This window comes from Streptomyces akebiae, assembly GCF_019599145.1.
Classification (GTDB): domain Bacteria; phylum Actinomycetota; class Actinomycetes; order Streptomycetales; family Streptomycetaceae; genus Streptomyces; species Streptomyces akebiae.
The window spans coordinates 8,690,432-8,713,486 of sequence record NZ_CP080647.1 but is presented as its reverse complement, the minus strand read 5'-3'; the positions used below and the strand labels follow the sequence as shown (position 1 = coordinate 8,713,486).

24 protein-coding genes and 2 pseudogenes are annotated in these 23,055 nt (G+C 71.7%); 13 read left to right on the top strand and 13 right to left on the bottom strand.

The window, feature by feature from the left end; all coding sequences use genetic code 11:
- Positions 1–43: 43 nt before the first annotated feature.
- The gene (gene tuf / locus K1J60_RS37875) at positions 44–1,213 is read right to left on the bottom strand and encodes an elongation factor Tu (protein ID WP_220650152.1); all 1,170 of its coding nucleotides are present in this window, start codon (positions 1,211–1,213) and stop codon (positions 44–46) included.
- A 512-nt stretch (positions 1,214–1,725) separates the two neighbouring features.
- Between tuf and K1J60_RS37870 the strand changes: the two genes are divergently transcribed.
- Positions 1,726–2,508, top strand: a complete 783-nt coding sequence (locus K1J60_RS37870) for a TVP38/TMEM64 family protein (protein ID WP_220650151.1) — start codon at positions 1,726–1,728, stop codon at positions 2,506–2,508.
- A 118-nt stretch (positions 2,509–2,626) separates the two neighbouring features.
- Here K1J60_RS37870 and K1J60_RS37865 read toward each other — a convergent pair whose 3' ends face one another.
- The gene (locus K1J60_RS37865; protein ID WP_220650150.1) at positions 2,627–3,796 is read right to left on the bottom strand and encodes a thiolase family protein; all 1,170 of its coding nucleotides are present in this window, start codon (positions 3,794–3,796) and stop codon (positions 2,627–2,629) included.
- Positions 3,797–3,889: 93 nt separating this feature from the next.
- On the opposite strand from K1J60_RS37865, the gene K1J60_RS37860 reads away from it, so the two are divergent.
- Positions 3,890–4,360, top strand: a complete 471-nt coding sequence (locus K1J60_RS37860) for a winged helix-turn-helix transcriptional regulator (RefSeq protein ID WP_220650149.1) — start codon at positions 3,890–3,892, stop codon at positions 4,358–4,360.
- 112 nt (positions 4,361–4,472) lie between these two features.
- On the opposite strand, the gene K1J60_RS37855 is transcribed toward K1J60_RS37860, so the two are convergent.
- From K1J60_RS37855 to K1J60_RS37845, 3 genes are read right to left on the bottom strand one after another with little or no spacing between them, the layout of a single operon-like run.
- Entirely contained in the window at positions 4,473–5,186 is a 714-nt protein-coding gene (locus K1J60_RS37855) for a cupin domain-containing protein (protein ID WP_220650148.1), read from the bottom strand.
- Entirely contained in the window at positions 5,180–6,115 is a 936-nt protein-coding gene (locus K1J60_RS37850) for a DUF6807 domain-containing protein (protein WP_220650147.1), read from the bottom strand. Before K1J60_RS37850 ends, K1J60_RS37855 begins: the two co-directional genes overlap by 7 nt.
- The gene (locus K1J60_RS37845; protein ID WP_220650146.1) at positions 6,112–7,362 is read right to left on the bottom strand and encodes a Gfo/Idh/MocA family protein; all 1,251 of its coding nucleotides are present in this window, start codon (positions 7,360–7,362) and stop codon (positions 6,112–6,114) included. Before K1J60_RS37845 ends, K1J60_RS37850 begins: the two co-directional genes overlap by 4 nt.
- Positions 7,363–7,697: 335 nt before the next feature.
- On the opposite strand from K1J60_RS37845, the gene K1J60_RS37840 reads away from it, so the two are divergent.
- Together K1J60_RS37840 and K1J60_RS37835 are read left to right on the top strand one after the other, a co-directional pair.
- Entirely contained in the window at positions 7,698–8,573 is an 876-nt protein-coding gene (locus K1J60_RS37840) for an undecaprenyl-diphosphate phosphatase (RefSeq protein ID WP_220650145.1), read from the top strand.
- A gap of 140 nt (positions 8,574–8,713) precedes the next feature.
- Entirely contained in the window at positions 8,714–8,893 is a 180-nt protein-coding gene (locus K1J60_RS37835) for a hypothetical protein (protein WP_220650144.1), read from the top strand.
- A 10-nt stretch (positions 8,894–8,903) separates the two neighbouring features.
- On the opposite strand, the gene K1J60_RS46340 is transcribed toward K1J60_RS37835, so the two are convergent.
- The gene (locus K1J60_RS46340) at positions 8,904–9,092 is read right to left on the bottom strand and encodes a hypothetical protein (protein ID WP_259408390.1); all 189 of its coding nucleotides are present in this window, start codon (positions 9,090–9,092) and stop codon (positions 8,904–8,906) included.
- On the opposite strand from K1J60_RS46340, the pseudogene K1J60_RS37830 reads away from it, so the two are divergent.
- A pseudogene (locus K1J60_RS37830) lies at positions 9,022–9,535 on the top strand (phosphotransferase-like protein). The gene K1J60_RS46340 and the pseudogene K1J60_RS37830 overlap by 71 nt on opposite strands.
- Positions 9,536–9,617: 82 nt before the next feature.
- Here K1J60_RS37830 and K1J60_RS37825 read toward each other — a convergent pair.
- On the bottom strand, positions 9,618–10,358 hold the full coding sequence (locus K1J60_RS37825) for an SDR family NAD(P)-dependent oxidoreductase (protein ID WP_220650143.1): 741 nt from the start codon (positions 10,356–10,358) through the stop codon (positions 9,618–9,620).
- A gap of 182 nt (positions 10,359–10,540) precedes the next feature.
- Between K1J60_RS37825 and K1J60_RS37820 the strand changes: the two genes are divergently transcribed.
- Positions 10,541–11,512, top strand: a complete 972-nt coding sequence (locus K1J60_RS37820; protein WP_220650142.1) for an expansin EXLX1 family cellulose-binding protein — start codon at positions 10,541–10,543, stop codon at positions 11,510–11,512.
- A gap of 147 nt (positions 11,513–11,659) precedes the next feature.
- On the top strand, positions 11,660–12,925 hold the full coding sequence (locus K1J60_RS37815) for a serine hydrolase domain-containing protein (protein WP_220650141.1): 1,266 nt from the start codon (positions 11,660–11,662) through the stop codon (positions 12,923–12,925).
- A 99-nt stretch (positions 12,926–13,024) separates the two neighbouring features.
- Here K1J60_RS37815 and K1J60_RS37810 read toward each other — a convergent pair whose 3' ends face one another.
- The gene (locus K1J60_RS37810; RefSeq protein WP_259408355.1) at positions 13,025–13,513 is read right to left on the bottom strand and encodes a DUF4291 domain-containing protein; all 489 of its coding nucleotides are present in this window, start codon (positions 13,511–13,513) and stop codon (positions 13,025–13,027) included.
- A gap of 247 nt (positions 13,514–13,760) precedes the next feature.
- On the opposite strand from K1J60_RS37810, the gene K1J60_RS37805 reads away from it, so the two are divergent.
- Complete coding sequence (locus K1J60_RS37805) at positions 13,761–14,249, top strand: DUF3885 domain-containing protein (RefSeq protein ID WP_220651877.1); 489 nt, start codon at positions 13,761–13,763, stop codon at positions 14,247–14,249.
- 220 nt (positions 14,250–14,469) lie between these two features.
- Positions 14,470–15,063 carry a DUF4291 domain-containing protein gene (locus K1J60_RS37800; RefSeq protein WP_220650139.1) on the top strand — a complete coding sequence of 198 codons (594 nt, stop codon included), beginning with the start codon at positions 14,470–14,472 and terminating at the stop codon, positions 15,061–15,063.
- Positions 15,064–15,239: 176 nt separating this feature from the next.
- On the opposite strand, the gene K1J60_RS37795 is transcribed toward K1J60_RS37800, so the two are convergent.
- Complete coding sequence (locus K1J60_RS37795; protein WP_220650138.1) at positions 15,240–16,523, bottom strand: ATP-binding protein; 1,284 nt, start codon at positions 16,521–16,523, stop codon at positions 15,240–15,242.
- A 317-nt stretch (positions 16,524–16,840) separates the two neighbouring features.
- A pseudogene (locus K1J60_RS37790) lies at positions 16,841–17,029 on the bottom strand (DUF4291 family protein); the annotation flags it as partial.
- A 140-nt stretch (positions 17,030–17,169) separates the two neighbouring features.
- On the opposite strand from K1J60_RS37790, the gene K1J60_RS37785 reads away from it, so the two are divergent.
- Both K1J60_RS37785 and lnt read left to right on the top strand, forming a co-directional pair.
- Positions 17,170–17,664: a nuclear transport factor 2 family protein gene (locus tag K1J60_RS37785; protein ID WP_220650137.1), complete on the top strand. Its 495-nt coding sequence runs from the start codon at positions 17,170–17,172 to the stop codon at positions 17,662–17,664.
- A gap of 87 nt (positions 17,665–17,751) precedes the next feature.
- On the top strand, positions 17,752–19,350 hold the full coding sequence (gene lnt / locus K1J60_RS37780; RefSeq protein ID WP_220650136.1) for an apolipoprotein N-acyltransferase: 1,599 nt from the start codon (positions 17,752–17,754) through the stop codon (positions 19,348–19,350).
- On the opposite strand, the gene K1J60_RS37775 is transcribed toward lnt, so the two are convergent.
- The gene (locus tag K1J60_RS37775) at positions 19,271–20,179 is read right to left on the bottom strand and encodes a Gfo/Idh/MocA family protein (protein WP_220650135.1); all 909 of its coding nucleotides are present in this window, start codon (positions 20,177–20,179) and stop codon (positions 19,271–19,273) included. The genes lnt and K1J60_RS37775 overlap by 80 nt on opposite strands.
- A 73-nt stretch (positions 20,180–20,252) precedes the next feature.
- Here K1J60_RS37775 and K1J60_RS37770 point away from each other — a divergent pair, with 73 nt between their 5' ends.
- Together K1J60_RS37770 and K1J60_RS37765 are read left to right on the top strand one after the other, a co-directional pair.
- Positions 20,253–20,765: a DinB family protein gene (locus tag K1J60_RS37770; RefSeq protein ID WP_220650134.1), complete on the top strand. Its 513-nt coding sequence runs from the start codon at positions 20,253–20,255 to the stop codon at positions 20,763–20,765.
- 219 nt (positions 20,766–20,984) lie between these two features.
- Complete coding sequence (locus tag K1J60_RS37765; protein ID WP_220650133.1) at positions 20,985–21,488, top strand: hypothetical protein; 504 nt, start codon at positions 20,985–20,987, stop codon at positions 21,486–21,488.
- A 56-nt stretch (positions 21,489–21,544) separates the two neighbouring features.
- Here the strand turns inward: K1J60_RS37765 and K1J60_RS37760 are convergent, their stop codons facing one another.
- Together K1J60_RS37760 and K1J60_RS37755 are read right to left on the bottom strand one after the other, a co-directional pair.
- Positions 21,545–22,066: a hypothetical protein gene (locus tag K1J60_RS37760; protein WP_220650132.1), complete on the bottom strand. Its 522-nt coding sequence runs from the start codon at positions 22,064–22,066 to the stop codon at positions 21,545–21,547.
- 192 nt (positions 22,067–22,258) lie between these two features.
- Positions 22,259–22,942 carry a uracil-DNA glycosylase gene (locus K1J60_RS37755; RefSeq protein WP_220650131.1) on the bottom strand — a complete coding sequence of 228 codons (684 nt, stop codon included), beginning with the start codon at positions 22,940–22,942 and terminating at the stop codon, positions 22,259–22,261.
- Positions 22,943–23,055 lie beyond the last annotated feature (113 nt).

The following is a 23,055-nucleotide window of genomic DNA, read 5'->3' as shown; positions in this document are numbered from 1 at the left end:
CGGCCGGCAGCCGGCCCGCGGTCCCCCGCCCGCGGCGACCCGCCTACTGAACGGCCGTCACGGTCCCCGCCCCCACGGTCCGGCCGCCCTCACGGATGGCGAACCCGAGCCCCGGCTCCAACGGAACCTCCCGGCCCAGCTCCACGCTCATCGTGACCCGGTCCCCCGGCCGGGCGACGGCGGCCTCACCGAGGTCGATGTCCCCCACCACGTCCGCCGTACGGATGTAGAACTGGGGCCGGTACCCGCTGGACACCGGGGTCGTGCGACCTCCCTCCCGGGCCGACAGCACATACACCTGCGCGGTGAAGTGCCGCCTGGGCACGACGCTGCCGGGCGCGGCCACGACATGCCCGCGTCGGACGGCGTCCCGTCCCACCCCCCGCAGCAGCAGCGCCACGTTGTCCCCGGCCTGGGCCTCCTCCATGGGCTTGCCGAAGGTCTCGACGCCGGTGACGACGGTCTCGATCCCGGCGCCCAGCACCTCGACGCGGTCGCCCACCCGGATCGTGCCCCGCTCGACGGCCCCGGTGACGACGGTCCCGCGCCCGGTGATCGTCAGGACGTTCTCGACGGACAACAGGAACGGCGCGTCCAGGTACCGCTCCGGCATCGGGACGTAGGTGTCCACGGCGTCCAGCAGCGCGTCGATGGACGCCGTCCACCGCGGGTCCCCTTCGAGCGCCTTCAGCCCGGAGACCCGGACGACGGGTACGGAGTCACCGCCGTAGCCGTGCGCGGAGAGCAGGTCGCGGACCTCCAGCTCGACGAGGTCGGTGAGCTCCTCGTCCCCGGCGTCGGCCTTGTTGAGGGCGACGACGATGTGGTCGACGCCCACCTGCCGGGCGAGCAGCACGTGCTCGGCGGTCTGCGGCATGATCCCGTCGAGCGCGGAGACGACGAGGATCGCCCCGTCGAGCTGCGCGGCACCGGTGACCATGTTCTTGACGTAGTCGGCGTGGCCGGGCATGTCGACGTGCGCGTAGTGCCGGGTGTCGGTCTCGTACTCGACGTGCGCGATGTTGATGGTGATGCCACGCGCCGCCTCCTCCGGGGCGCGGTCGATGCGGTCGAACGGGACGAAGGTGCCGGCCCCGCGCTCGGCGAGGACCTTGGTGATGGCGGCGGTCAGGGTGGTCTTGCCGTGGTCGACGTGACCCATCGTGCCGATGTTGAGATGCGGTTTCGTACGGACGTAAGCAGTCTTGGACATGGCGGTACCTCGAAGCCTCTTCAGCGGTACTGGGTGATGGCCCCGGCGGCACAGGGCGGCGGCCGGGACGGGGACCCCGAGGTCCTGCCGACCCTCCCCCTGCGGGGTCCGCCGGAATGTCCGGGAAGGGTCAGCTTCGGGCGCCGTCTGCGGCGGCCACGACGATCAGAAGGGCAGCCTTCGGGGCATCCGCGACTGTCGCGGATGCGGCGAGAACGAAGGCGTGCCGGAACATGAGGTCGATCCTGGTCGACAAGTCGGCCCGCGTCGAATGGTTTTCGGTGCGCGGGAGTTCCGAGAGGAAGCGGAAGAGAGATGCTTCACAGGGCGGCGCACGGGGTGAACGGTGCGCGGGTCGGGCCCGTGGTCCGGAAGGCGCAGGCAGCACGGTGCGCGGTGCCCGGCCGAGGTCCGGGCGCACCCCGCCCGACGAGCCTGTTGTTCCCCTTGCTGTGACACCCGTGAGACGTCCCGTACGGCATACCCGGACACGGGTCGGTTACCGTCGACGAATGCTCGATGCCACCACCCGCTCTGGGGGCACCGCCACGGTCCTTCCCCGGACCGCCGCCACGGAGCTCGCCGTCGCCACACCCGTCACGGTCCCGGCCGTGCCACCGGGGCGCGCCGCCCGCTGGGGCAGTGTGCTGCTCTCGCCGTGGGCGCGGTTCTCGCTGCTCGTCGCCCTGCTCCTGGCCGCCGTGTCCACGGTGCTGCTGTTCGAGCCGCAGCGGCTGCTGGCCGACGGCTGGCCGCCCCAGCTGAGCGGTGCCGCCGCGGCCGTGGTGTTCGCGGTGGCGTACGGACTGTGCACGGTCGCCTTCGTCCCCCGCCCGATCCTCAACATCGCGGCGGGCGCCCTCTTCGGCTCGCAGCTCGGTCTGGGGTCGGCGCTCGCGGGCACGGTCCTCGGCGCCGGTCTCGCCTTCGGTCTGGGGCGGATCCTCGGTCAGGACGCCCTGCGTCCGCTGCTGCGCCACCGCTGGCTGAAGTCGGCGGACGGCCAGCTCAGCCGCCACGGGTTCCGCTCGATGCTGGCGGCCCGCCTCTTCCCCGGAGTGCCCTTCTGGGCGGCCAACTACTGCGCCTCCGTCTCCCGCATGGGCTACCTGCCCTTCCTCCTGGCCACCGCCCTCGGCTCCATCCCGAACACCGCCGCCTACGCCGTGGCCGGTGCCCGTGCCTCGTCGCCGACCTCCCCGGCCTTCCTGATCGCCATGGCCTGCATCGCGGTCCCGGCTCTGATCGGCGCGGCGGTGGCGTGGCGCAAGCGGCATCATCTGAGGGCCCGCTGAGGCCCCCTGGAGGGGCCCGAAGGGCCGCCCTCCAGGGGCGGGGAACTGCGCGACCGGCCCCCACACACCCGCGCCCGACCCCCGTCGCCAACGGCCGCCGCCTCAAACGGCCGCCACCTCAAACCGCCTCCAGCACCATCGCGTTGGCCAGCCCACCCGCCTCGCACATGGTCTGCAGCGCATAGCGGGCGCCGCGCTCCCGCATCGCGTGCACCAGCGTCGTCGTCAGCCGGGTCCCGCTGGCCCCCAGCGGATGCCCCAGGGCGATGGCGCCTCCGTGGACGTTGACCTTGTCCAGGTCGGCGCCCGTCTCCTGCTGCCAGGCGAGCACGACGCTCGCGAACGCCTCGTTGACCTCGAAGAGATCGATGTCGTCGAGGGCCAGCCCCGCGCGGCGCAGCACCTTCTCCGTGGCAGGGACGACCCCCGTGAGCATCAGGAGCGGATCCGAGCCGGTGACGGCGAAGGAGTGCAGCCGGGCGAGGGGACGCAGCCCCAGCCGTGCCGCCGTCTCGGCGGACGCGACGAGGACGGCCGACGCTCCGTCGTTGACGGGGCTGGCGTTCCCGGCGGTGATGTTCCACTCGATCTGCGGGAACCGCTCGGCGAACCCGGGGTCGTGGTAGGCGGGCCTGAGCCCGCCCAGGATCTCGGGCGTGCTGCCGGGCCGTACGCACTCGTCGCGGGTCACCCCGTCGAGCGGCGCGACCTCCGCGTCGAAGAGGCCGGCCTCCCAGGCGGCCGCGGCCCTGTGATGGGACGACACCGCGAACTCGTCCATCTGTGCACGGCCGATCGACCACTTCGCGGCGATCAGCTCGGCGCTGATGCCCTGGGGCACGAGCCCCTCGGGGTAGCGCGCGGCGACCCCCGGGCCGAACGGATCCGTGCCGGGCGGCACGTTGGACCACATCGGCACCCGGCTCATCGACTCCACCCCGCAGGCGACGACCAGGTCGTACGCCCCCGACATGACTCCCTGGGCCGCGAAGTGCACGGCCTGCTGGGAGGAGCCGCACTGCCGGTCGACCGTGGTCGCGGGGACCGTTTCCGGGAAGCCGGCCGAGAGGACGGCGTAGCGGGTGGTGTTCATGGCCTGCTCGCCCACCTGGTCGACGGTGCCGCCGATGACGTCGTCGACGAGCGCCGGATCGATGCCGGAACGCTCGACGAGGGCGCGCAGGGTGTGGGCGAGGAGGTCGACGGGGTGGACATGGGCGAGGGCGCCGTTCGGCTTCCCCTTGCCCAGGGGTGTGCGTACGGCTTCGACGATCACGGCGTCACGCATGGGTCCGTCCTCCACGACCATAAGTCAGTATGAATTTCCAACTCACCATAGCCGCGTGAGTTGGAAAAACAAACCCTCCCCTAGACTGGGCACATGCCCGCCTCCCGAGATCCGCGCCCGTGTTCCATCGCCGACACCCTGGCGATCGTCGGCGAGAAGTACTCCCTGCTGGTCCTGCGCGAGGTCTGCCTCGGCAACGGCCGCTTCGACCAGCTGGTCCGCAACATCGGGGCACCGCGCGACGTGCTGGCGACCCGTCTCCGGCGCCTGGTGGACGCGGGTGTCCTGGACAAGCACGCCTACAGCGAGCGCCCGCGGCGCTTCGAGTACCGGCCCACCCAGGCGGGGCTGGAACTGGAGCCGGTCCTGATGACCCTCATGGCATGGGGCGACCGCCATCTCCGGAAGGATGACGATCGCCCCATGGTGGTCGAGCACAGCTGCGGCGACGAGCTGGTCCCGACGGTCACCTGCGCGTCCTGCGGCGGCGAGGTGCGCCACGAAGGCCTGACGGCCCACCCCCAGTCCCCCGGCTGGTCGGTAGCAGGGCCGACGGCAAGGTGAGACGCCGGATCACACGAGCGCCCCAAAGGGGCGCGGGGAACCGCGCGACAAGCCACGCACGACCCGCAGCCGCCACACCGCGGCACTCCCCGAGCGCGAGGGTGCCCGGCGCTCAATCCCCCTTATAGACGTCCAACCGCCCGCACATCCCGAACTTCCCGTACACGGAGGGCTCCTCGGCGCGTACGACGGCGTCGGCCAGATGCGACACGTCCCCCCGCTCCAACCGGTCCAACTGCTCCCCGGTCGCGGCGGCGGCCGCACGCGCACCCCGCTCCCACCGCGCCCGCCACTGCGCGAGCCGGGGCCGCACGAGCGCCGCGGCGGCCCGGTGGAACGCGGCGAGCGGCTCGGGCCCGGACGCCTCCCGCAGCGCCCGGTAGCCCTCCAGGGCGAGATCGCGCCGGGCCCGCGCGACGCGCTCCCGCTCCTCCTCCGGGGCGTCCACCGGGATACGGGTGGCCGCGGCGTACGTCTCCGGATCGGTCAGGTACTCCGGAGGCAGCGTGAGGACCGCGTCGCCCGCCTCCGGGAGCCCGTTGTTCTGCATGAGGACGGTGATGCGCAGCTCGTCCTCGTTGACCAGTCGGTGGATCGTGCCGGGCGTGAACCAGGCGACCGTCCCGGGTGCCAGCGGCGTGACCTCGTACCCGGAGGCCGTCAGGGTCTGCACGGCCCCGCGCCCGCCGGTGACGACGTACGCCTCCGAACAGGTCAGGTGCATATGGGGAGTTCCGCCGCAGACCCCGTCCGCCGCGGGCCAGTCGTAGACGGACAGGTGCGAGAGGGCGACCCCGCCCGGCAGTCCCTCGTAGCCGCTCACCACGGGTGCGCCTCCAGGTACTTGGCGATCTCCTCCCGTTCCCAGGAGCCGTCCGCCACGACGACCCGGTAACGACGGGTGAGCGTCTCGCCCGGAGCCAGCTCCAGCTCCTCGTAGAACGCCCAGGAGGGGGCGACGGCGGCGAACGGCTCGTTGCGGACGAACCAGTGCGCCGGATGGGCGCCCTCGGCTCCCGTGTGGTCGTTCTCGGGGGCGTGCGCGAAGACGAGCGTGGCGTGACCGTCGGTGCCGTCGTGCTCGCCCGCGTACGCCAGCCAGGGCGCCTGCTCGCCCATCAGCTCGGGCCCCTCGCTGTCGGGCCCGATGATCCGCCCGTCCCGGAAGGCGCGCGGACCGCGCCAGAACAGACCGGTGTAGCCGGCCATCTCCCGCCCGGCGGTGGTCGGGCTGCCGAACAGCAGCGGCTCGTCCCGACGGTTGGTGATCGCGCTCGTCCAGGTCAACGCCCACGATCCGGACTCGGTGTCCACGTCGTGGATCTCGATCCGGCGCTCCTCGTCGGCCCACAGCTCCCCGGTGTACGGGTGCCAGGTCAGCCGCTCGGCGATCACGACCCGCTCGCCGTCCGACTCGACGACGTCGAAGCCGGCGTGCGCCATCGAGCCGACCCGCTCGGGGATCGGCAGATAGCCCTCGCCGTGGACGTACGAGTTGCCGCCCCACAGGTTCTGGCCCGACAGGTGCGAGGCCGTCAGCTGCAGGCCCTTGTGCCAGCGGTGGTCGTTGGGCCGGAAGTCGGTGACGACGTCCCCGGCCAGCGTCCGGATCGGGTGCAGATACGGCTTCGGGGCCTCCCAGGCCGCCTCCGGCCGGTAGACGTAGCTCACCAGCTCGACGCCCGTGGTGGGTTCGGTGACCGTGATCCGGTCGCCGTGTGCGTGGACCACGCGCAGCCCGTCGTGGAAGGTCATGCGGTGATCTCCTCACTCGTGCCGGCAGAGCTCATGCCGACGGAACTCGCGTCGACGGACACCCGGACGGTTCCGGGCGCCCAGCCGGGGGCGCCTCCGTGCATGGCCGTGTAGTACGGGTCCCCGGGTCCGATCTCGCCACGCCGTACGGTCACGTCCGTGAACGCCGACTTGTACAGGGCGGCGATCAGCTCCAGGCTCGTGCGCCCGTCGGCGCCGCTGCTGCGCGGCCGCTCGCCCGCGCGCATGCTCGCCACGAGCTCGCGCAGCTGGGCCAGGTGCGAACTGGGCACGTCCTCGCCGAAGTCCCGCCAGACCGCCGCGTCCCCCTCCGGGGTGCCGGGGGCCGGGGTGACGGACCAGTCGGCGTTGGAATGGCCGTACAGATGGGTCAGCTCGACGGTGGCGCGCTCGCAGTCGATGCGGATGCGGCTGACCTCGTCGGGGCTGAGCACGCTGTTGACGACGGTGGCCAGGGCGCCGCTCTCGAAGCGCACGAGGGCCGTGGAGACGTCCTCGGTCTCCACGTCGTGGACCAGCCGCCCGGCCATGGCCCGGACCTCGCTCCACGGGCCGAGCAGATCGAGCAGCAGGTCCATCTGGTGGATGCCGTGCCCCATGGCGGGCCCGCCGCCCTCGGTGGCCCAGCGGCCGCGCCAGGGGACGGCGTAGTAGGCGGTGTCCCGGTACCAGGTGGTCTGGCAGTGCGCGACCAGCGGACGCCCGAGGCTCCGCTCGGCGATCAGCTTCCGAACGTGGCGCGCGCCGGAACCGAAACGGTGCTGGAAGACGATCGAGGCGTACGGGCCACCGGTCTCCGCGCCCTCCTCGGCCTCGACGGCGTCGAAGTCGGCGAGCGTCGGCACCGGCGGTTTCTCGCACCACACCCAGGCGCCGGCCCGCAGCGCGGTGATCGTCTGGTCGCGGTGCAGCGTCGGCGGGGTGCAGATGCTGACCAGGTCGGGCCGCTGCTCCGCCAGCATGCGGTCCAGATCGGTGTAGCCGTGCGGGATGCCGTGCCCGGCGCAGAACTTGGCCACCGCGTCGGCGTCGATGTCGACGGCGGCGACGACCTCGGTCTCACCCTCCTCGGCGAGGCGCGCGAGCGCGGGCAGATGGGAGCCGCCGCCGATGGCGCCGATGCCGACGATCGCGGCCCGCACGCGGCGGCCGGCCAGTGGGGCCGCCGGATGACCGTCGGTGCGGTGGTCCGGAGTCGGGCTCGGGTCGTTGCTGGGTGTGGGCATGGACGTGATCAGCACTCCATCGAACGTGACATCGGACGGTGGCGGGCGCCTGGTGGCGGGGGTTCCGGCGGAACGGCGGCCCTCGGCACTGCAAGCGCTTTCCCTCGCCAGCAAAGTATGTGCGGACATAGTGACTGGTCAACACCACGGATCCGGCCGTTCCACGCCTCGGAACGCCCGCGCTCCGCCCGGACCCCGCACGGCCCCGCGAAACCCGGTGACAGCCCCGCGCTCACGGGGCGCTAGGCTGCCCCCAGCACCTGTGATCACCCGCCCCGCGGCGCGGCACGTCTTCCGTCGGCCCTCCACGATCAGCGCTTGGACCACGTAACTTCATGTCTTGGTTTGAATCCCTCATCCTCGGACTCGTCCAGGGGCTGACCGAATTCCTCCCCATCTCCTCCAGTGCGCACCTGCGCCTGACGGCCGCCTTCTCCGGCTGGGAGGACCCGGGCGCGGCCTTCACCGCGATCACCCAGATCGGCACCGAGGCCGCGGTGCTCATCTACTTCCGCAAGGACATCGTCAACATCATCTCGGCGTGGTCCCGTTCCCTGTTCAACAAGGAGATGCGGAGCGACCACGACGCCCAGATGGGCTGGCTGGTGATCGTGGGCTCCATCCCGATCGGTGTCCTCGGTGTGACCCTCAAGGACCAGATCGAGGGCCCGTTCCGCGATCTGCGCCTCACGGCCACCATGCTGATCGTCATGGGCATCGTCCTGGGTGTCGCGGACCGCCTCGCCGCGCGCGACGAGACCGGTGGCAAGCACCGCGCCGCCAAGGAGCGCAAGGGCCTCGAACAGCTCAGCGTCAAGGACGGCCTGATCTTCGGCCTCTGCCAGGCCATGGCCCTGATCCCCGGTGTCTCCCGCTCCGGCGCCACCATCAGCGGTGGCCTCCTCATGGGCTACAAGCGTGAGGCCGCCGCGCGTTACTCCTTCCTCCTCGCCATCCCGGCCGTGATCGCCTCGGGCGGCTACGAGCTCAAGGACGCGATGGAGGGCGGCCATGTCTCCTGGGGCCCGACGATCTTCGCCACGGTCATCGCCTTCTTCGTCGGCTACGCGGTCATCGCGTGGTTCATGAAGTTCATCTCCACCAAGAGCTTCATGCCGTTCGTCTGGTACCGCATCGCCCTCGGCATCCTCATTGTCGTCCTGGTCTCCATGGGCGTCCTGAGCCCGCACGCCGGCGAGTCGGGGAGCTGACGGGGCGGGCGGCCCCGAACAGCCCGCCCCTCGTCCCGAATCAGCGTGCCCCTCCTCAACTCCCTTCCGTGACCAACCACATACGACATCCGTAGCCGCCCGGTGGCGCTCTGTCAGTCCGGGCACCTACTCTTGTCCGCATGCCCCCCGAGTCCCCCGCCCGTGGTTCCGTGCGGTCCGCCGACGACCTGAACGACCGGATCAGAGCCCTGTGGCGCCACGCGGGCGCATCGCTGTCGGCACAGGAGCGGGCGGAGTACGAACTGCTGGTCGTGGAATGGGCCGCGGCGATGCGGGGAGAGGTGATCGAGGCCGCGTGAGCGCGACGCCTCAGCACACCCACCAGCCGCGGAGCACCCGCGTGTCACGGAGCACCCTCGCACAGGACGACACCCCCGGCGGCCTGATCATCTTCCTGAACGGCACGTCCAGTTCGGGGAAGTCGAGCATCGCGAGGGAGCTGCTGGGCATCCTCGACGAGCCGTACTTCCACATCCCGGTCGACGCGTTCCACGCCATGCGGGCCCGTCAGGAGATGCCGCCCGACCAGCTCACCGACGTCCTGCACCGCACCTGGCGGGGCTACCACCGCGCGATCGCCCGGCATGGCAGCCGCCGGCAACAACGTCGTCGTGGACCATGTCCTGAGCGCGGAGTGGCGACTGCGGGACTGCCTCGACCTGTTCGCGCCCCAGGACGTGGTGTTCGTCGGTGTGCACTGCGACCGCGACGAGCTGGAGCGGCGCGAACGGGAGCGCGGCGACCGGCCGGCCGGGCTCGCGGCACGGCAACTGGAGCAGGTCCACGCCCACGGGCTCTACGACGTCGAGTGCGACACGAGTCGGTCGGACCCGCTCCGATGCGCCGCACGGGTCAGGGAGTTCCTGGCCGACCGGCCCACACCGACCGCGTTCCAACGGCTGATCGACCAGAGGGGCGGCGTCCGCTCACCGGCCGAGTGAGTGCGCCGCCCAGGACGCGGGGAACCGCGCGGGCAAGCACACGGCCTGCGCCCGCCGCCGACGACGACGCCCCCACGGCGTCTCACCGGCCCCCGGCCACCCGCAGCACCGCCCCCGTCGTGTACGAGGCCTCCGGGGACATGAGCCAGGCGATGGCCGAGGCGATCTCATCGGCGCGACCGGGGCGGCGCAGAGGCACGGACGCGGCGATCCGGTCGGGGCGTTCGGGGTCGCCCATCCGCGCGTGGATCTCGGTGTCGACGACCCCGGGCGCCACCGCGTTGACCCGGATGCCGTCCGGTCCGAGCTCCTTCGCCAGCCCCATGGTCAGCGTGTCGACCGCCGCCTTGGTCGCCGCGTAGTGGACGTACTCACCGGGACTGCCCAGCGTGGCCGCCGCCGAGGACACGTTGACGATGGCGCCACTCCCCCAGGCTGCCATCGCCTTGGCCGCCCGGCGCGAACACAGCAGCACGCCGAGGAGGTTGACCTCCACCACCCGCCGCAGCACCTCCGTGTCGGTGTCCGCCAGCCTCCCGAACGGGCCGGTCACCCCGGCGTTGTTGACCAGCCCGGTCACCGGTCCGAGCCGGTCCGCCGCCGTCTCGAACAGCCGGTCCACATCGGCCTCCACCGAGGTGTCCGCCTTCACCGTGACACAGCGCGCGCCGTTGGCCCGCGCCCCCGTCGCGATCCACTCGGCCGCCGCGCCGTCGTTCACATAGCCGACCACCACGTCGTGCCCGTCCGCGGCGAGCCGCAGGCAGGTGGCGGCACCGATCCCCCGGCTCCCACCCGTGACCACCGTGACCGGACGTGACATCCCCAACCTCCCCGACGAAGAAAACGATCGATCATTCTACGATCGCAGCTTCGCGCTCGCTCCCTTTCGAAGGCAACCATTCCGGCCCCGGCGGCAACCGATGAGTGGCAAGCTCCTTTCACGCGAGCCACACACGCATCACGCTTTCTCTCGAACCAGGCACGGAATCGAAGGATTTGAACGTGGCAGCCCGTTCCCACCGCTCTCCCCGCCGCCCCAGGCGGCGCACCGCCCTCGTGTCCGTCGCCGCCGTGGCGGCCGTCGGGCTCGCCGCATCACTCGTGATCGCCTTCGGCCCCGACCGCGACACCGGCACCGAGGCCGCCGGAAAGGCCGGGGCAACCCCCGCCGCGGCCACCACCCGGGCGTCCGCGCCGCCCTCGGGCACACCGGAGCGGAAGAAGCCCTCCGCCACGCCCTCGAAGTCCCCGTCCCCGTCGGCCTCGAAGACCACCCCGTCGGCGACCCCGGCCACCGAGCCCACCAAGCAGCCGACCGCCGCCACCGGGCGGTCCGGCTCCGCCTCGGGGCAGCTGGCGGGACGGATACGTCCCGGGGTCGACTACGAGGGGGTCGCCACCTTCTACGACGCCGGGCCCGGCGGGAGCGGCGCCTGCTCGTTCGGCGCGGGCGACGACGTCATGACGGCGGCGATGAACACCACCGACTACGAGGTGTCCAAGGCCTGCGGGGCGTATGTGCGCGTCCGCGCGGCGGGCGGCGCCGCCGTCACGGTCAGGATCACCAACGAGTGCCCCTCACCGTGCAGGCCCGGCCAGCTCGACCTCAGCGCCGAGGCCTTCGCCAAGCTCGCCGCGCCCTCGCGCGGCGAGATACCGATCACCTGGAACCTGCTGAGCCCCGCCACCTCCGGCACCCTCTCGATCCGGTACAAGACCGGCTCCAGCCAGTACTGGTGCGGCATCCAGGTGCTCGGACACCGCAACCCGGTGGCCCGGCTGGAGGTCCGCGCCGGTGGCGCCTGGACCCCGCTGCCGCGCACCGAGTACAACTACTTCCTCTCCGAGCAGGGCGCCGGGTGCGGCGGCGCTCTCCGGATCACCGACATCTACGGGGAGCGGTTGACCGTCGAGGGCCTCACGGTGCGGCCGGACGTCGTACAGCGGACCGGCGCGCAGTTCGCGGCACACTGACCGCGCCTCCCCGCACTCGCGGGGAGCGGCTCGCCGCACACGGCTCGCGCGGCCGATCCGCCCGGACAGCCCAAGCTCGCGCGCGCGTCATCGTGGTCCCGGCCGATGCTGAGGGGGCCCCTGCCCGACGATCCTCCCGGGACCCCCATGTCACTCACGCCCGCTTCCCGCCCGCACCCCGGTACTCACCCCGCCGGCGGTCCGCGCTCCCCCCGCCCCCGTCGCCGTCTTCGCCTCCGGTCCCGTCTCCGCCCCTCCCTGGTCGCCCTGCTCGGCGCCTCCTGTCTCGGTGGTCTGCTCCTCGCCCCGACAGCGGGCGCCGCCTCGGACGGCGGTGGCGACGGCCGAGGTGAGCTCGCCCTGCAACGGCAGCTCGAAGAGCTGGTCGCCACCCCCGGAGGGCCGCCCGGCGTGATCGTCGTACTGCAACGGGACGGCAGACCACGCGTCCTGCGGGCCGGTGTCGCCGACCTGGAGACGGGCCGTCCGATCGAGCCCACCGACCACATGCGGATCGCCAGTACGGCCAAGGCGTTCAGCGGCGCCGTCGCGCTCCGCCTCGTGCAGCAGGGCGAGCTCGCCCTCGACAGCACCATCGGCGACACCCTGCCCCGGCTGCCGGACGCCTGGGCCTCGGTCACCCTCAGGCAGTTGCTGAACCACACCAGTGGGCTGCCCGACTACAGCGAGGACCCAGAGTTCCTGGAGCTGCTCCTCGAGGACCCGCGCCGCACCTTCGACCCGCGCCGGCTGCTGGACTTCGTCGCGGACGAACCGCTGCGCTTCCCCCCGGGCTCCCGGTACCAGTACTCCAACTCCGACAACATCGCCGTCGCCCTGATGGCGGAGGCCGCGACCCGCAAGCCGTACGAAGAGCTCCTCCGCCGGATCGTCTACCGGCCGCTCGGGCTGACCGACACCAGTCTTCCCCTGGGGTACGAGATGCCGGAGCCGTACATGCACGGGTACGCCGTGGAGCCGCCCGCGCCGCCGGAGGACGTCAGCGAGGCGCTCAGCGCGTCCGGGGTGTGGGCCTCGGGCGGGATCGTCTCCACCCCGCGTGACATGACCCGGTTCATCCGGGGCTACGCCGCCGGAGAGCTGACGTCGAGGGCGGTCCTGCGCGAGCAGCGCCGCTGGATCGAGGGGGCGTCCGAACCGGCCGGTCCCGGCCGCAACAGTGCGGGACTGGCCATCTTCCGCTACGACACGCGCTGCGGGGTGGTCCTGGGCCACACCGGCAACTTCCCCGGCTACACCCAGCTGATCGCCGCCACCCCCGACGGCCGCAGGTCCCTCACCTTCTCGCTCACCACCCAGGTGAACAGGACGCTCGACCCCGCTCTGGTGAACAGGCTCCGCGCTGTCGAGGAGAACGCGGTCTGCACGCTGCTCGGCCCCCGCCGCGGCTGACGCACCGCACGCCCACCCCGGCGCGCGCCTCGCTTCGGCTCTCCCCACCCCGGCGCATCGTTTCGGCTCTCCCCACCCCGGCGCGCGCCCGCTGCGGGCTCAGCGCCGCAGATGGAGCAGGACGTCGTCCGCGACCGGGTACGGCCGCTCCTCGGGGAGCAGCGCGGTGGCCGCGTCCAGCTCCCGTGCCCGTACGAGGCCGTGGACTTCCCGCGCGAGCGGCGTCACGTCCTCGATGCCGCAGATCCACTCGTCCGCGTACCGTGCCGCCGCCGCACCCGACAGGCCCAGCTGCAGCGAGCGGTACGGCAGCGGGTTGAGCCTCAGGTCCCGCTCGGGGTCCCACTGGACGCGGGCGGGCGACCGGCGTACCTCCCGCTGCCAGGCGGCCCGGCTCTCGTGCAGCTCGGGAACGTAGTGCGAGAGACAGGAGTTGCGCAGCGCCCACTCGAAGCCCTCGCGGGTGATCTCCACGGCCAGGACCGTCTCCTGGCCCTCCTTCAGGCCCCAGCCGCAGCGGTACATCATCCACAGGAAGGACGGCTTGATCCAGGTCAAGCCGTGTTCACAGACCGCATCCACCGTGATCGGGGTGGCTTCCTGCCTTCTTTGGAGGGCTGTACGCTCTGCACGGCCGACGGATACCACCAGCAGTATCTTGACCGCAACACAACGGCCACGCCGGGACCCGCGTTTCCTGTCCGATCGGTGTGGCTCTGGCCAAGGGGTGAGTTTCGCCATCGACCCTGATCTTCTAGCGGCTTTGTGGAGGGAACGGCATCCGTCGGGCCCTCCCGTCGCTCACACGTTTCGCACTAGGTATGCGGATCGCTGGGTGCGTTTCCACAGCCTTCCCGGCTCGAAGCGCTACCCGGAGTCCGAGGACGAGTACGCGATCGTGCTGGACCGGTACAACACGATCCTCGACGAGTTGTTCGCCGACACGGACGTGTTCGTGGTGACCATGGATTGGTCGAACACACCGACCGGGCCCGCAGGCTACCCGACGCCACGACAGATGCTGCACCCCGACGGCATCCGCTGGTGGACCGAGTCGAAACAGGACGACCCCGACCCGGATTTCCACACCCACACACGTCTGTACATCGACCGACGCCCGTGGGAACGCGGCTGCGTCGATGAGCTGTTGCGAGCAGTCGCGGACGATGCGCTCGCCGAAGTCTTCCTCACCGACACGGACCTTCGATGCATCCACCATCCCTACGACGGCGGCGCAGACGTCATCCTCGCCACGCCTGCGGAGCGCGACCGTGTGCGTGACCAACACACAAACTGGCTCTCCAGCCACCCAGCCGGCCTCTGAGAGGCACGGCGGCTCCCCCTTCCCCGACCGACGCGCATGAGTCTGTCAACGCTGTTCGATGACTCTGTCAAGCCTCGTTCACAGACCCTTTCGCCTGTCACCGACTCCTCTGCACAGCCCCCGACAACCCGCACGATGCTGCGTCCGACGTGCACCGTCGCAACGAGCGGCGGTCGAAAATCGCTGGCCTGCTGACCAGGCCGACTCCACGCTGTACGCCATGGAAGAACCGCACCGCAGGATCCGCGCGCTTCACACGGCATCGACGATCACCGTCTACCAGGCGTACTCCCCTGAAATCGGACTGCCCACCATCCGCGACGGCCGCTTTCCCGCCGCGTGGAAGCCTGACCGCATGACGTGGATCAAACCCAGTTTCATGTGGATGATGTACCGCTCCGGCTGGGGCATGAAGGAAGGTCAGGAGACCGTCCTGGCCTTCGAGATCACTCGCGAGGGCTTCGACTGGGCGCTGCGCCATGCCTGCCTGTCGCATTACGTCCGCGGACTGCATCCCGATCGCGACACCTGGCAGCGTGACCTCAAGCGCGCACCGTCCCGTGTCCAGTGGGATCCCGAACGCGATCTGCACCTGCATCCCCTGCCGTACCGCTCGCTGCAACTGGGGCTCTCGGGTGAGGCGTCGTCGCGTTACGCCGACGAGTGGATCGTGTCCATCAGCGACGTCACCCCGCTCGCCCACGAGATCCACGCACTCGTCAGGGACGGCGAACTGGACTCAGCTGCCCGACTGCTCCCCCAGGAACAGGAGTACCCCGCCAGTGCAGAACTCCTGGCCCACCTGCGTCCCTGACCGGCACTCCGGGCACAGCCGCCGGCATCACCCACGGGTCACATGGCGGCGAGGGTCTGTGAACGCTGCTTGATGATCCAGGTCAAGCCGTGTCCACAGACCTTGTCACGTGCACGGAGGCATCGGTCGCCTCACTTGCGCGGACCGGAGACCCGCACTGAGCGCCGGCACCGGTCTCAGAGGCGACTGTACTTCTCGATGTCCTCGGTGAACTCCTTGATCGCCAGTGCGGTGAGCGTCGGCCGGGTGTCGGCGATGGCGGTCATGAAGTCATCGGTGGTGGCCGGTCGGCCCTCTCGCTGTGCGACCTCGCGCTCGAACGCCGCCTGCGCGCCCTTGCGGGCTGCGAATTCGATGTCGGCCGGGGTGAACAACTCGCTGGCCTCGACCAGTTGCATGAGGTCCACCGAGTCACCGGCGGCCCTGAGATAGCGGGCCCAGATCGCCGCGCGGGCGGTCGGGTCGGGTGGGCCGATGGGAATGACGTAGTCGAACCGGCCCGGCCGCAAGAAGGCCGGGTCCAGCGAGCGCACGGAGTTGGTGGCACAGGCCAGCAGCCGTGCGTCGTGTTCACGGAAGACAGGGATCAGTTTGAGCAACTCGTTGGTCACCCCATGTCCCGGATCGACCGCTTTCCCGGACCGCACGCCGGCGATCTCTTCGACCTCGTCGATGAAGAGCAGCACCGAGTCGAGTTCCGCCAGGTCCGCGAAGGCCTCCCGCAGCGCCGTAGCCAGCCCCTCGCTCGTGTCGGCCGCGAGCCGGGAGGGGAAGAGCTCCACGAACGGCCAGCCGAGCCGGGAGGCGACCGCCTTGGCAAAGCTGGTCTTCCCGGTGCCGGGAGGGCCGAACAGGATGATTGCCTTCGGAGGGACGACCCCGTAACGGTCGGCCAGCCCAGGCTCCGTCAGTGGGAGCACGACCCGGCGCTCGACGACCTGTTTCTCCCGCTCCATGCCGGCCATGGCGTCCCACAGTTCCCCGAGCAGCATCCGGCCGCCCAGTGACGCGAGGACATCAGCGTTGGGGGCTCCGGGTGGTTCGAGCTTCTCGTAGTAGGTCAGGCCGTCGCGGGACTGGTAGCCGGAGTGCTCCAGAGCCTTCGTGCCGGCGGCGTGGGCGGGCAGCAGCGCGCTGATGTGGCGCACGCCCACGGCCCGCAGGCGCCGTTCGAGCTCGGCGAGGAGAGCACTGCCGATCCCGCGCTCACGCCAGCGGGAGGCGAGTGCCACCAGGAGGATCCACCCCCGCTGGCCGTAGGCCTGCGCCACGGCCATGCCCACCAGTTCATCGCCGACCACCGCGACCACCGCCGTCTGTCCTGCCTTGGCCGCGGCCATCACCTCGGAGACAGGAAACACCCGGTCCTCGTCGGCCTGACGGCTCTGGTCCCAGATCTCGATGGCCTGGTCAAGATCGTCATCGTGATAGTCGCGCAGATGCCATGGAGGCACCGCCATCACCTCACCTACCGCGGCGAACCCTCATTATCTCCTGCGGGGGTGGTGAGTGCCGAGCGCGGCGAACTCCTCGCACCTCATCACCCAAGTGTCCCAGTGAGGTGAATGCCTCCCGTCTGCCATGCCCGCCGAGCCGTCGGCCACGGGCCGGGGCGACCGTGATCGGGCCTGACGGCTGGTGGCGGCATCAGCGGCACGGCCGAGCGCACCTGCTTCCCGGGGGTGGGACGGCGATGGTTCGTTCTTCGACGCTGGACCGCGCTCGAACGGGTCACTCGGCTTGCCCCGTCCCGGCGCGCCCCTGGAGGCTGTGAACGCGGCTTGATGACCCAGGTCATCCGGTCCCGCTTCCACGCGGCCGGGAAACGGCCGTGCCGCGCGGCCGGGCCGCCTATCTCCGGGCGGTACGCCTGGTAGACGGTGACCGTGTCGGCCGTGTGGCGGGCACGGACACGGAACCTGGGCTCGGTCGCCGAAGGGCGTTCACTTTCACTCACGGGGACCAGGTTCGATCACGGCGACGCCTTCGAGCCACCGAATATCCACGGATGACGCGCGGCCCGGAGCCGCCCCCCGTCCCGGAAATATCCCCCATCCGACCGCACGCCCCTTGGCGTGGCGCGTGTCCTGCCCCAAGACTGTGCCGATGACGCAGCGTGTGGAGCTCGCGACCGTGATGGACCGACTCGCCGTCGACGGCCTGATCACCGAGTACGCGGTGGCGGTGGACGACGGCGACTGGGCGGCGTACCGGGACCTGTTCGCCCCGCAGGGCCGCGCGGACTACCGCTCGGCCGGCGGCATCGAGGGCGACGCCGGGCAGGTCGCCGGGTGGCTGGCGCGGAGCATGGAGCTCTTCCCCATGCGCCAGCACCTGATCGTCAACCGGCGGTTGAGCTTCGAACTGTTGGAGCAGGACACCGGCGACACCGCCCGGGTCCGGGCGGACTACGTCAACCCGATGCGCTTCGCCGGCCACGACGGGGGATCCACCGCCCCCGACTTCGTCTGCGGCGGCCGCTACGCCTTCGCCCTGGTCCGCACGCCGGACGGCTGGCGCCTGCGCGAGGTCGTCGTCCAGGAGAAATGGCGCCGCGCCCCCGAGGGCCTCGCCCCCGCCCAGCACCCCTCCCCGGCCTGACCACCCCCACACCGTCCAGGCCCTCTGTCGGAGATCGTCCCCGGCGCGCACACTGGAAGAACTCACCGGTGGGGAGGGAGGCGCTGTATGCGGACGGCGGACTGGGTGGCCTCCCCATGGCGGCGGACGGCGGACTGGTCGGCCTCCCCGTGGCGGCGACGAGCAGTGCTCGTCGTGGCCGGGGCCCTGCCGGTGCTGGCGTTCCCCGCACCGGGCCTGTGGTGGTTCGCGTGGGGGGCGCTGGTGCCGTGGATGCTCGTGATCCGCACGGCCCCTACCGGGCGCCGGGCCATGTACGACGGCTGGCTCGGCGGATGCGCGTTCATGCTGGCCATGCACCACTGGCTGCTGCCGAACCTCCATGTGTTCACCCTGGTCATCGCCGGCCTGCTGGGTGCGCTGTGGGCCCCCTGGGCCTGGCTGGTGCGCCGGTTCCTGGCCGGGGCGCCGTCGCCGGGCCGGGTCGCCGCCGCGCTGCTGGTCGTGCCGTCGGGCTGGCTGGCGATCGAGCTCGTCCGCTCCTGGCAGGGCCTCGGCGGGCCGTGGGGGCTGCTGGGGTCCAGCCAGTGGCAGGTGGAGCCCGCGCTGCGACTGGCCTCGGTCGGCGGGGTCTGGCTGATCAGCTTCCTGCTGGTGGCCGTCAACGTCGCGGTCACCGTGCTGGTCGCCGTACGCCGGTCGCGGGCGCCGGCGCTCGCCGGTCTCGTCGCGACGGCCACCGCGACCTCGGCGGTGTGGCTGTGGTCGCCGCGTCCCGACGTCCGGGGCGAGGTGCGGATCGCCGTCGTGCAGCCCGGTGTCACCGACGGCCCCGACAACCGGTTCGACCGTGAGGAGGCGCTCACCCGACGGCTCGCCGGGCAGCACCTCGACCTGATCGTGTGGGGCGAGAGCAGCGTCGGCCACGACCTCGCCGACCGCCCCGACCTCGCCGACCGGATCGCCGCACTGGCCCGCGAGACGGACACGAACATCCTGGTGAACGTGGACGCCCGCCGCTCCGACCGTCCCGGCATCTACAAGAGTTCGGTGCTCGTGGGGCCGGACGGCCCGACCGGCGACCGCTACGACAAGATGCGCCTGGTCCCCTTCGGCGAGTACATCCCGATGCGCTCGCTGCTCGGCTGGGCCACCTCCGTCGGTGAGGCGGCCGGCGAGGACCGCAGGCGCGGCACCGAGCAGGTCGTGTTCGACTCCGGGAAGGGACTGCGGATCGGCCCCATGGTCTGCTTCGAGTCCGCCTTCCCCGACATGAGCCGTCATCTCGCCCGGGACGGCGCCGAGTTGCTGCTCGCGCAGTCGGCGACCTCGACGTTCCAGCAGAGCTGGGCCCCCGAGCAGCACGCCTCGCTGGCGGCGCTGCGGGCCGCCGAGACCGGTCGCCCGATGGCCCACGCGACGCTCACCGGCGTCTCGGCGGTCCACGGCCCGGACGGCGAGCGCGTCGGCGCCCGGCTCGGCACGGACGAGAGCACGACGGGGGTGTACGACGTGCCGCTGGCGAGTGGTACGACGCCGTACGTCCGCTTCGGGGACTGGCCGGTGGACGCGGCGCTGCTGACCCTGCTCGCCTGGGCCGCCTTCGAGGGCGGGCGGGCCGTACGGGTCAGGCGGCGGACCGGTCCTCCACCGCCCGCACCACCCGCTCGCACAGCTCATGGGTCGCCAGCGCGTCCCGCGCGCTGAGCACCCGGCCCGCGCGCACCGCGTCGAGGAAGGCGAGGACGGCCTGCTCGATGCCGCGCTGTCGGGCCACCGGCACCCAGTCGCCCCGCCGCCTGATCGACGGCTGTCCCTTGTGGTCGACGACCTCGGCGAGGTTCACGACCTGTCGCTTGGTGTCCTGTCCGGAGACCTCCAGGATCTCCTCCGCCGAGCCGCTGAGCCGGTTCATGACACCGAGCGCGGTGAATCCCGCTCCGGAGAGCTGGAGCACGACGTGGTGCAGCAGTCCGCCCTCGGTCCGGGCTCGTACGGTCACGTCCTCGATCTCGCCCGGCACCAGGAACCGCAGGGTGTCCACGACATGGATGAAGTCGTCCAGGACCATCGTGCGCGGCACCTCGGGCAGGCCGATGCGGTTCTTCTGCATGAGGATCAGCTCGCGCGGATGGTCCGCGCACTGGGCGTATCCGGGCGCGTACCGCCGGTTGAATCCCACGGCGAGCCCGACGCCGCGCTCCTCCGCGAGCCGTACGAGCCGTTCCGAGTCGGCCAGTTCGTAGGCGAGCGGCTTGTCGACGTATGTCGGCACCCCCGCCTCCAGCAGGCGTTCCACGATCTCGGGGTGGGCCACGGTGGGCGCGTGCACGAAGGCCGCGTCGAGGTCCTGGGCCAGCAGCGCGTCGAGGCCGGTGTGCCGCCGGTCCGGCGGGAGGTGGAGGCTGTCGGCGACGCGGGTGAGGGTGGCGGGCGTCCGTGTCTGGAGATGGAGTTCGAGCCCCGGTTGGGTGCCGAGCACCGGCAGATACGCCTTCCGCGCGATGTCGCCGAGCCCGATGCAGCCGACCTTCACAGGGGTCTCCCGTCCACGGTGTGCCGTCGAAATGCCTCGTCGGCAGCATACGGGGGCTGCGAGGATGGCCGGCATGACCGAACTGCGCTCCGAACCCTCCGTCACCGCCGACGAACGGGCCATGCTCGAAGGCTGGCTCGACTACCACCGGCAGACCCTCGCGCTCAAGTGCGAGGGCCTGGACGACGACCAGTTGCGTCGCGCCTCGGTCCCGCCCTCGCAGCTGTCCCTCCTCGGTCTGGTACGGCACATGGCGGAGGTCGAGCGCATCTGGTTCCGCAAGGTGCTCGTGGACGACGACCAGGGGCCGATCTACTTCAGCGAAGCGGATCCGGACGGGGAGTTCCACCCCACCCCGGCCGACACCTGGGGGGAGGCGTACGGCACCTGGCAGGCGGAGATCGCGATCGCCCGCCGCAACGCGGAGGGCTTCGCCCTGGACGACGTCGCCAAGGCCGTTCACCGGCGGTCGGGCGAGGCGCCGAGCCTGCGGTGGCTCTACACCCACATGATCGAGGAGTACGCGCGGCACAACGGTCACGCGGACCTGCTCCGGGAGCGGATCGACGGGGCCACCGGGTACTGAACGAGGCGGGGGCAAGGACCGGGAAGGCGACGGACCGGGGAGGCGACGGACCGGGGGCGTCAGACCGGGGGAAGCAAGGAACCGGGGAGCGGAGGCCGGGGTCGCGTTCCCGCAGGGTGCGGCGCGTGGCGTCGTCGGGGAGCCACGGGCGTCACCCGTGTGGGGCATCATCCGCCCGCTCCCTCCCCAAAGCGGCGCGGACACAGCAGAGTTGCGCGCGTGCATCGACCGACCACCACCGCAACGCTCCTGGTCACCGTGGCCGTCTCGGCTCTCACCGGCTGCGTGACCGCGCCCCACCCGCCCCCGCGGCAGGCATCGCCCCTCCCGTCCCGGCCCTCGGAACCCCGCCCGGACGGCACCACAGAGACCCAGATCGTGGAGGCTCCGGCGCGCGAGGCCCTGAGACGGGTCGGCCCACCGCGCGAACCCACCCCGAGCGCGCCCCCGGAGCCGAAGCCCGCCACGTCCGCCCCGCCCGTCACCGACGCCGCCCCGACCCCCGCCGCGCCCCCGCCACCCCGCGACGAGCGGCCGGCTCCCCGCGAGCGGCCGGGCCCGCCGCCCGGTTCCCGCCCCCACGTCGAGATCCCGCCCCTGCCCAAGTCCGTCCCGACGACCCCGCCGAAGAACTCCGACGTCTGCGCACTCGGCCACAGATACGGCGGCTGGGGCAAGGACACCCCCCAGGCAGCCATCTGCAAGGACGTCTACGGCCGTTGATCCCCGACGGCCCCCGCACCAGGCCGGCGCCCGGCCCGGCAACACCCCTCAGGGCCCTAGGGTCGCTGTCGCGGCGGCCCCGGTGTCTCACCTTCGGTGGGGCCCGTCTCGTCGAGCCGGGCCTCCAGGCGGGCCAGGGCGGTGCGGACGCCGTCGCCATGGCCGTCGTCCCCCAGGGTGGCCAGCGCTCCCCGGGCCAGCCGCAGGTGGCTGCGGGCCGCGTCGTGGCGGCCCAGCCTGGCGTAGTCGGCGGCGAGGTTGAGGTGGAGCGAGGGGTAGAAGGCCCGCACCGCGAGCTCGTCGCCGGCCTGCGCCGTACGGCCCTCGGAGAGTTCGTCGGCCGCCGACAACGCCCTGAGGTCCCAGGCCAGTTCGGTGTCGGGGTCGTCCTGGGTGTCGGCCATGTAGTGCGCCAGGGTGCAGCGGTGGAGCGGGGCGCCGTCCTCCCCGAGCTCCGCCCACAGCCGCAGCAGACGGTCCCGGGCCTCCTCGCGGTCACCTCCGTGGTGCAGCATGACCGCCTGCCCGATCCGGGTCATCACGGCGTCCGGCGCCATCCGGTCCTGTCGCTCCACCACCGCGTCCTCCGCACTCGTCGGCCCTGAGACCTGCCTGTCCCTCCCGACGCTAACGGCAGGCACCCGCAATCCCGGTCAGGCCGCTCCGTACGACCGCGGGGGCGCCCCGGCGGCCGTACGGCCGCCGGACGGACACGCGCGTACGGAGGGGGTGGGGCAGGGGGCGGCGGGTGCGGCGGGACGAGCGGCCCGTCAGCCGAGGTCGGGGATCGTCCAGTCGATCGCCTCGTGGCCCTGCCGGGCGACGGCCTCGTTGATCTGCGTGAACGGCTGGGAGCCGAAGAACTTCTTGGCCGACAGCGGCGAGGGGTGCGCGCCCTTCACCACCACGTGGCGCTCCTCGTCGATCAGCGGGAGCTTCTTCTGCGCGTAGTTGCCCCACAGCACGAAGACCGCCGGGTCGGGCCGGTCGGCCACCGCGCGGATCACGGCGTCGGTGAACTTCTCCCAGCCCTTGCCCTTGTGCGAGTTGGCCTCGCCGGCCCGGACCGTGAGGACCGCGTTGAGCAGCAGAACGCCCTGCTGGGCCCACGGCATCAGATAGCCGTTGTCCGGGATCGGGGTGCCCAGCTCGGCCTGCATCTCCTTGTAGATGTTCCGCAGCGACGGCGGGGTCTTCACCCCGGGCCGCACGGAGAAGCACAGCCCGTGGCCCTGGCCCTCGCCGTGGTAGGGGTCCTGGCCGAGGACCAGCACCTTCACGCTCTCGTACGGCGTGGCGTCGAGCGCGGCGAAGACCTGCTCACGGGGAGGGTAGACGGGACCCTTCGCACGCTCTTCCTCGACGAACTCGGTGAGTTCCTTGAAGTAAGGCTGCTGCAGCTCGTCCCCCAGGGCCCCGCGCCAGGACTCGGGCAGCATGGCGATGTCGGTCACGTCAACTTCCTCCGGTGTGCGCTCATTTCACGGCCACGGAACGCGCGGCCATGGGCAGCCGCGCGAAGCACGGCCGCCGTCAGAGCACAGAACCTACAGGCGCCCACTGACAA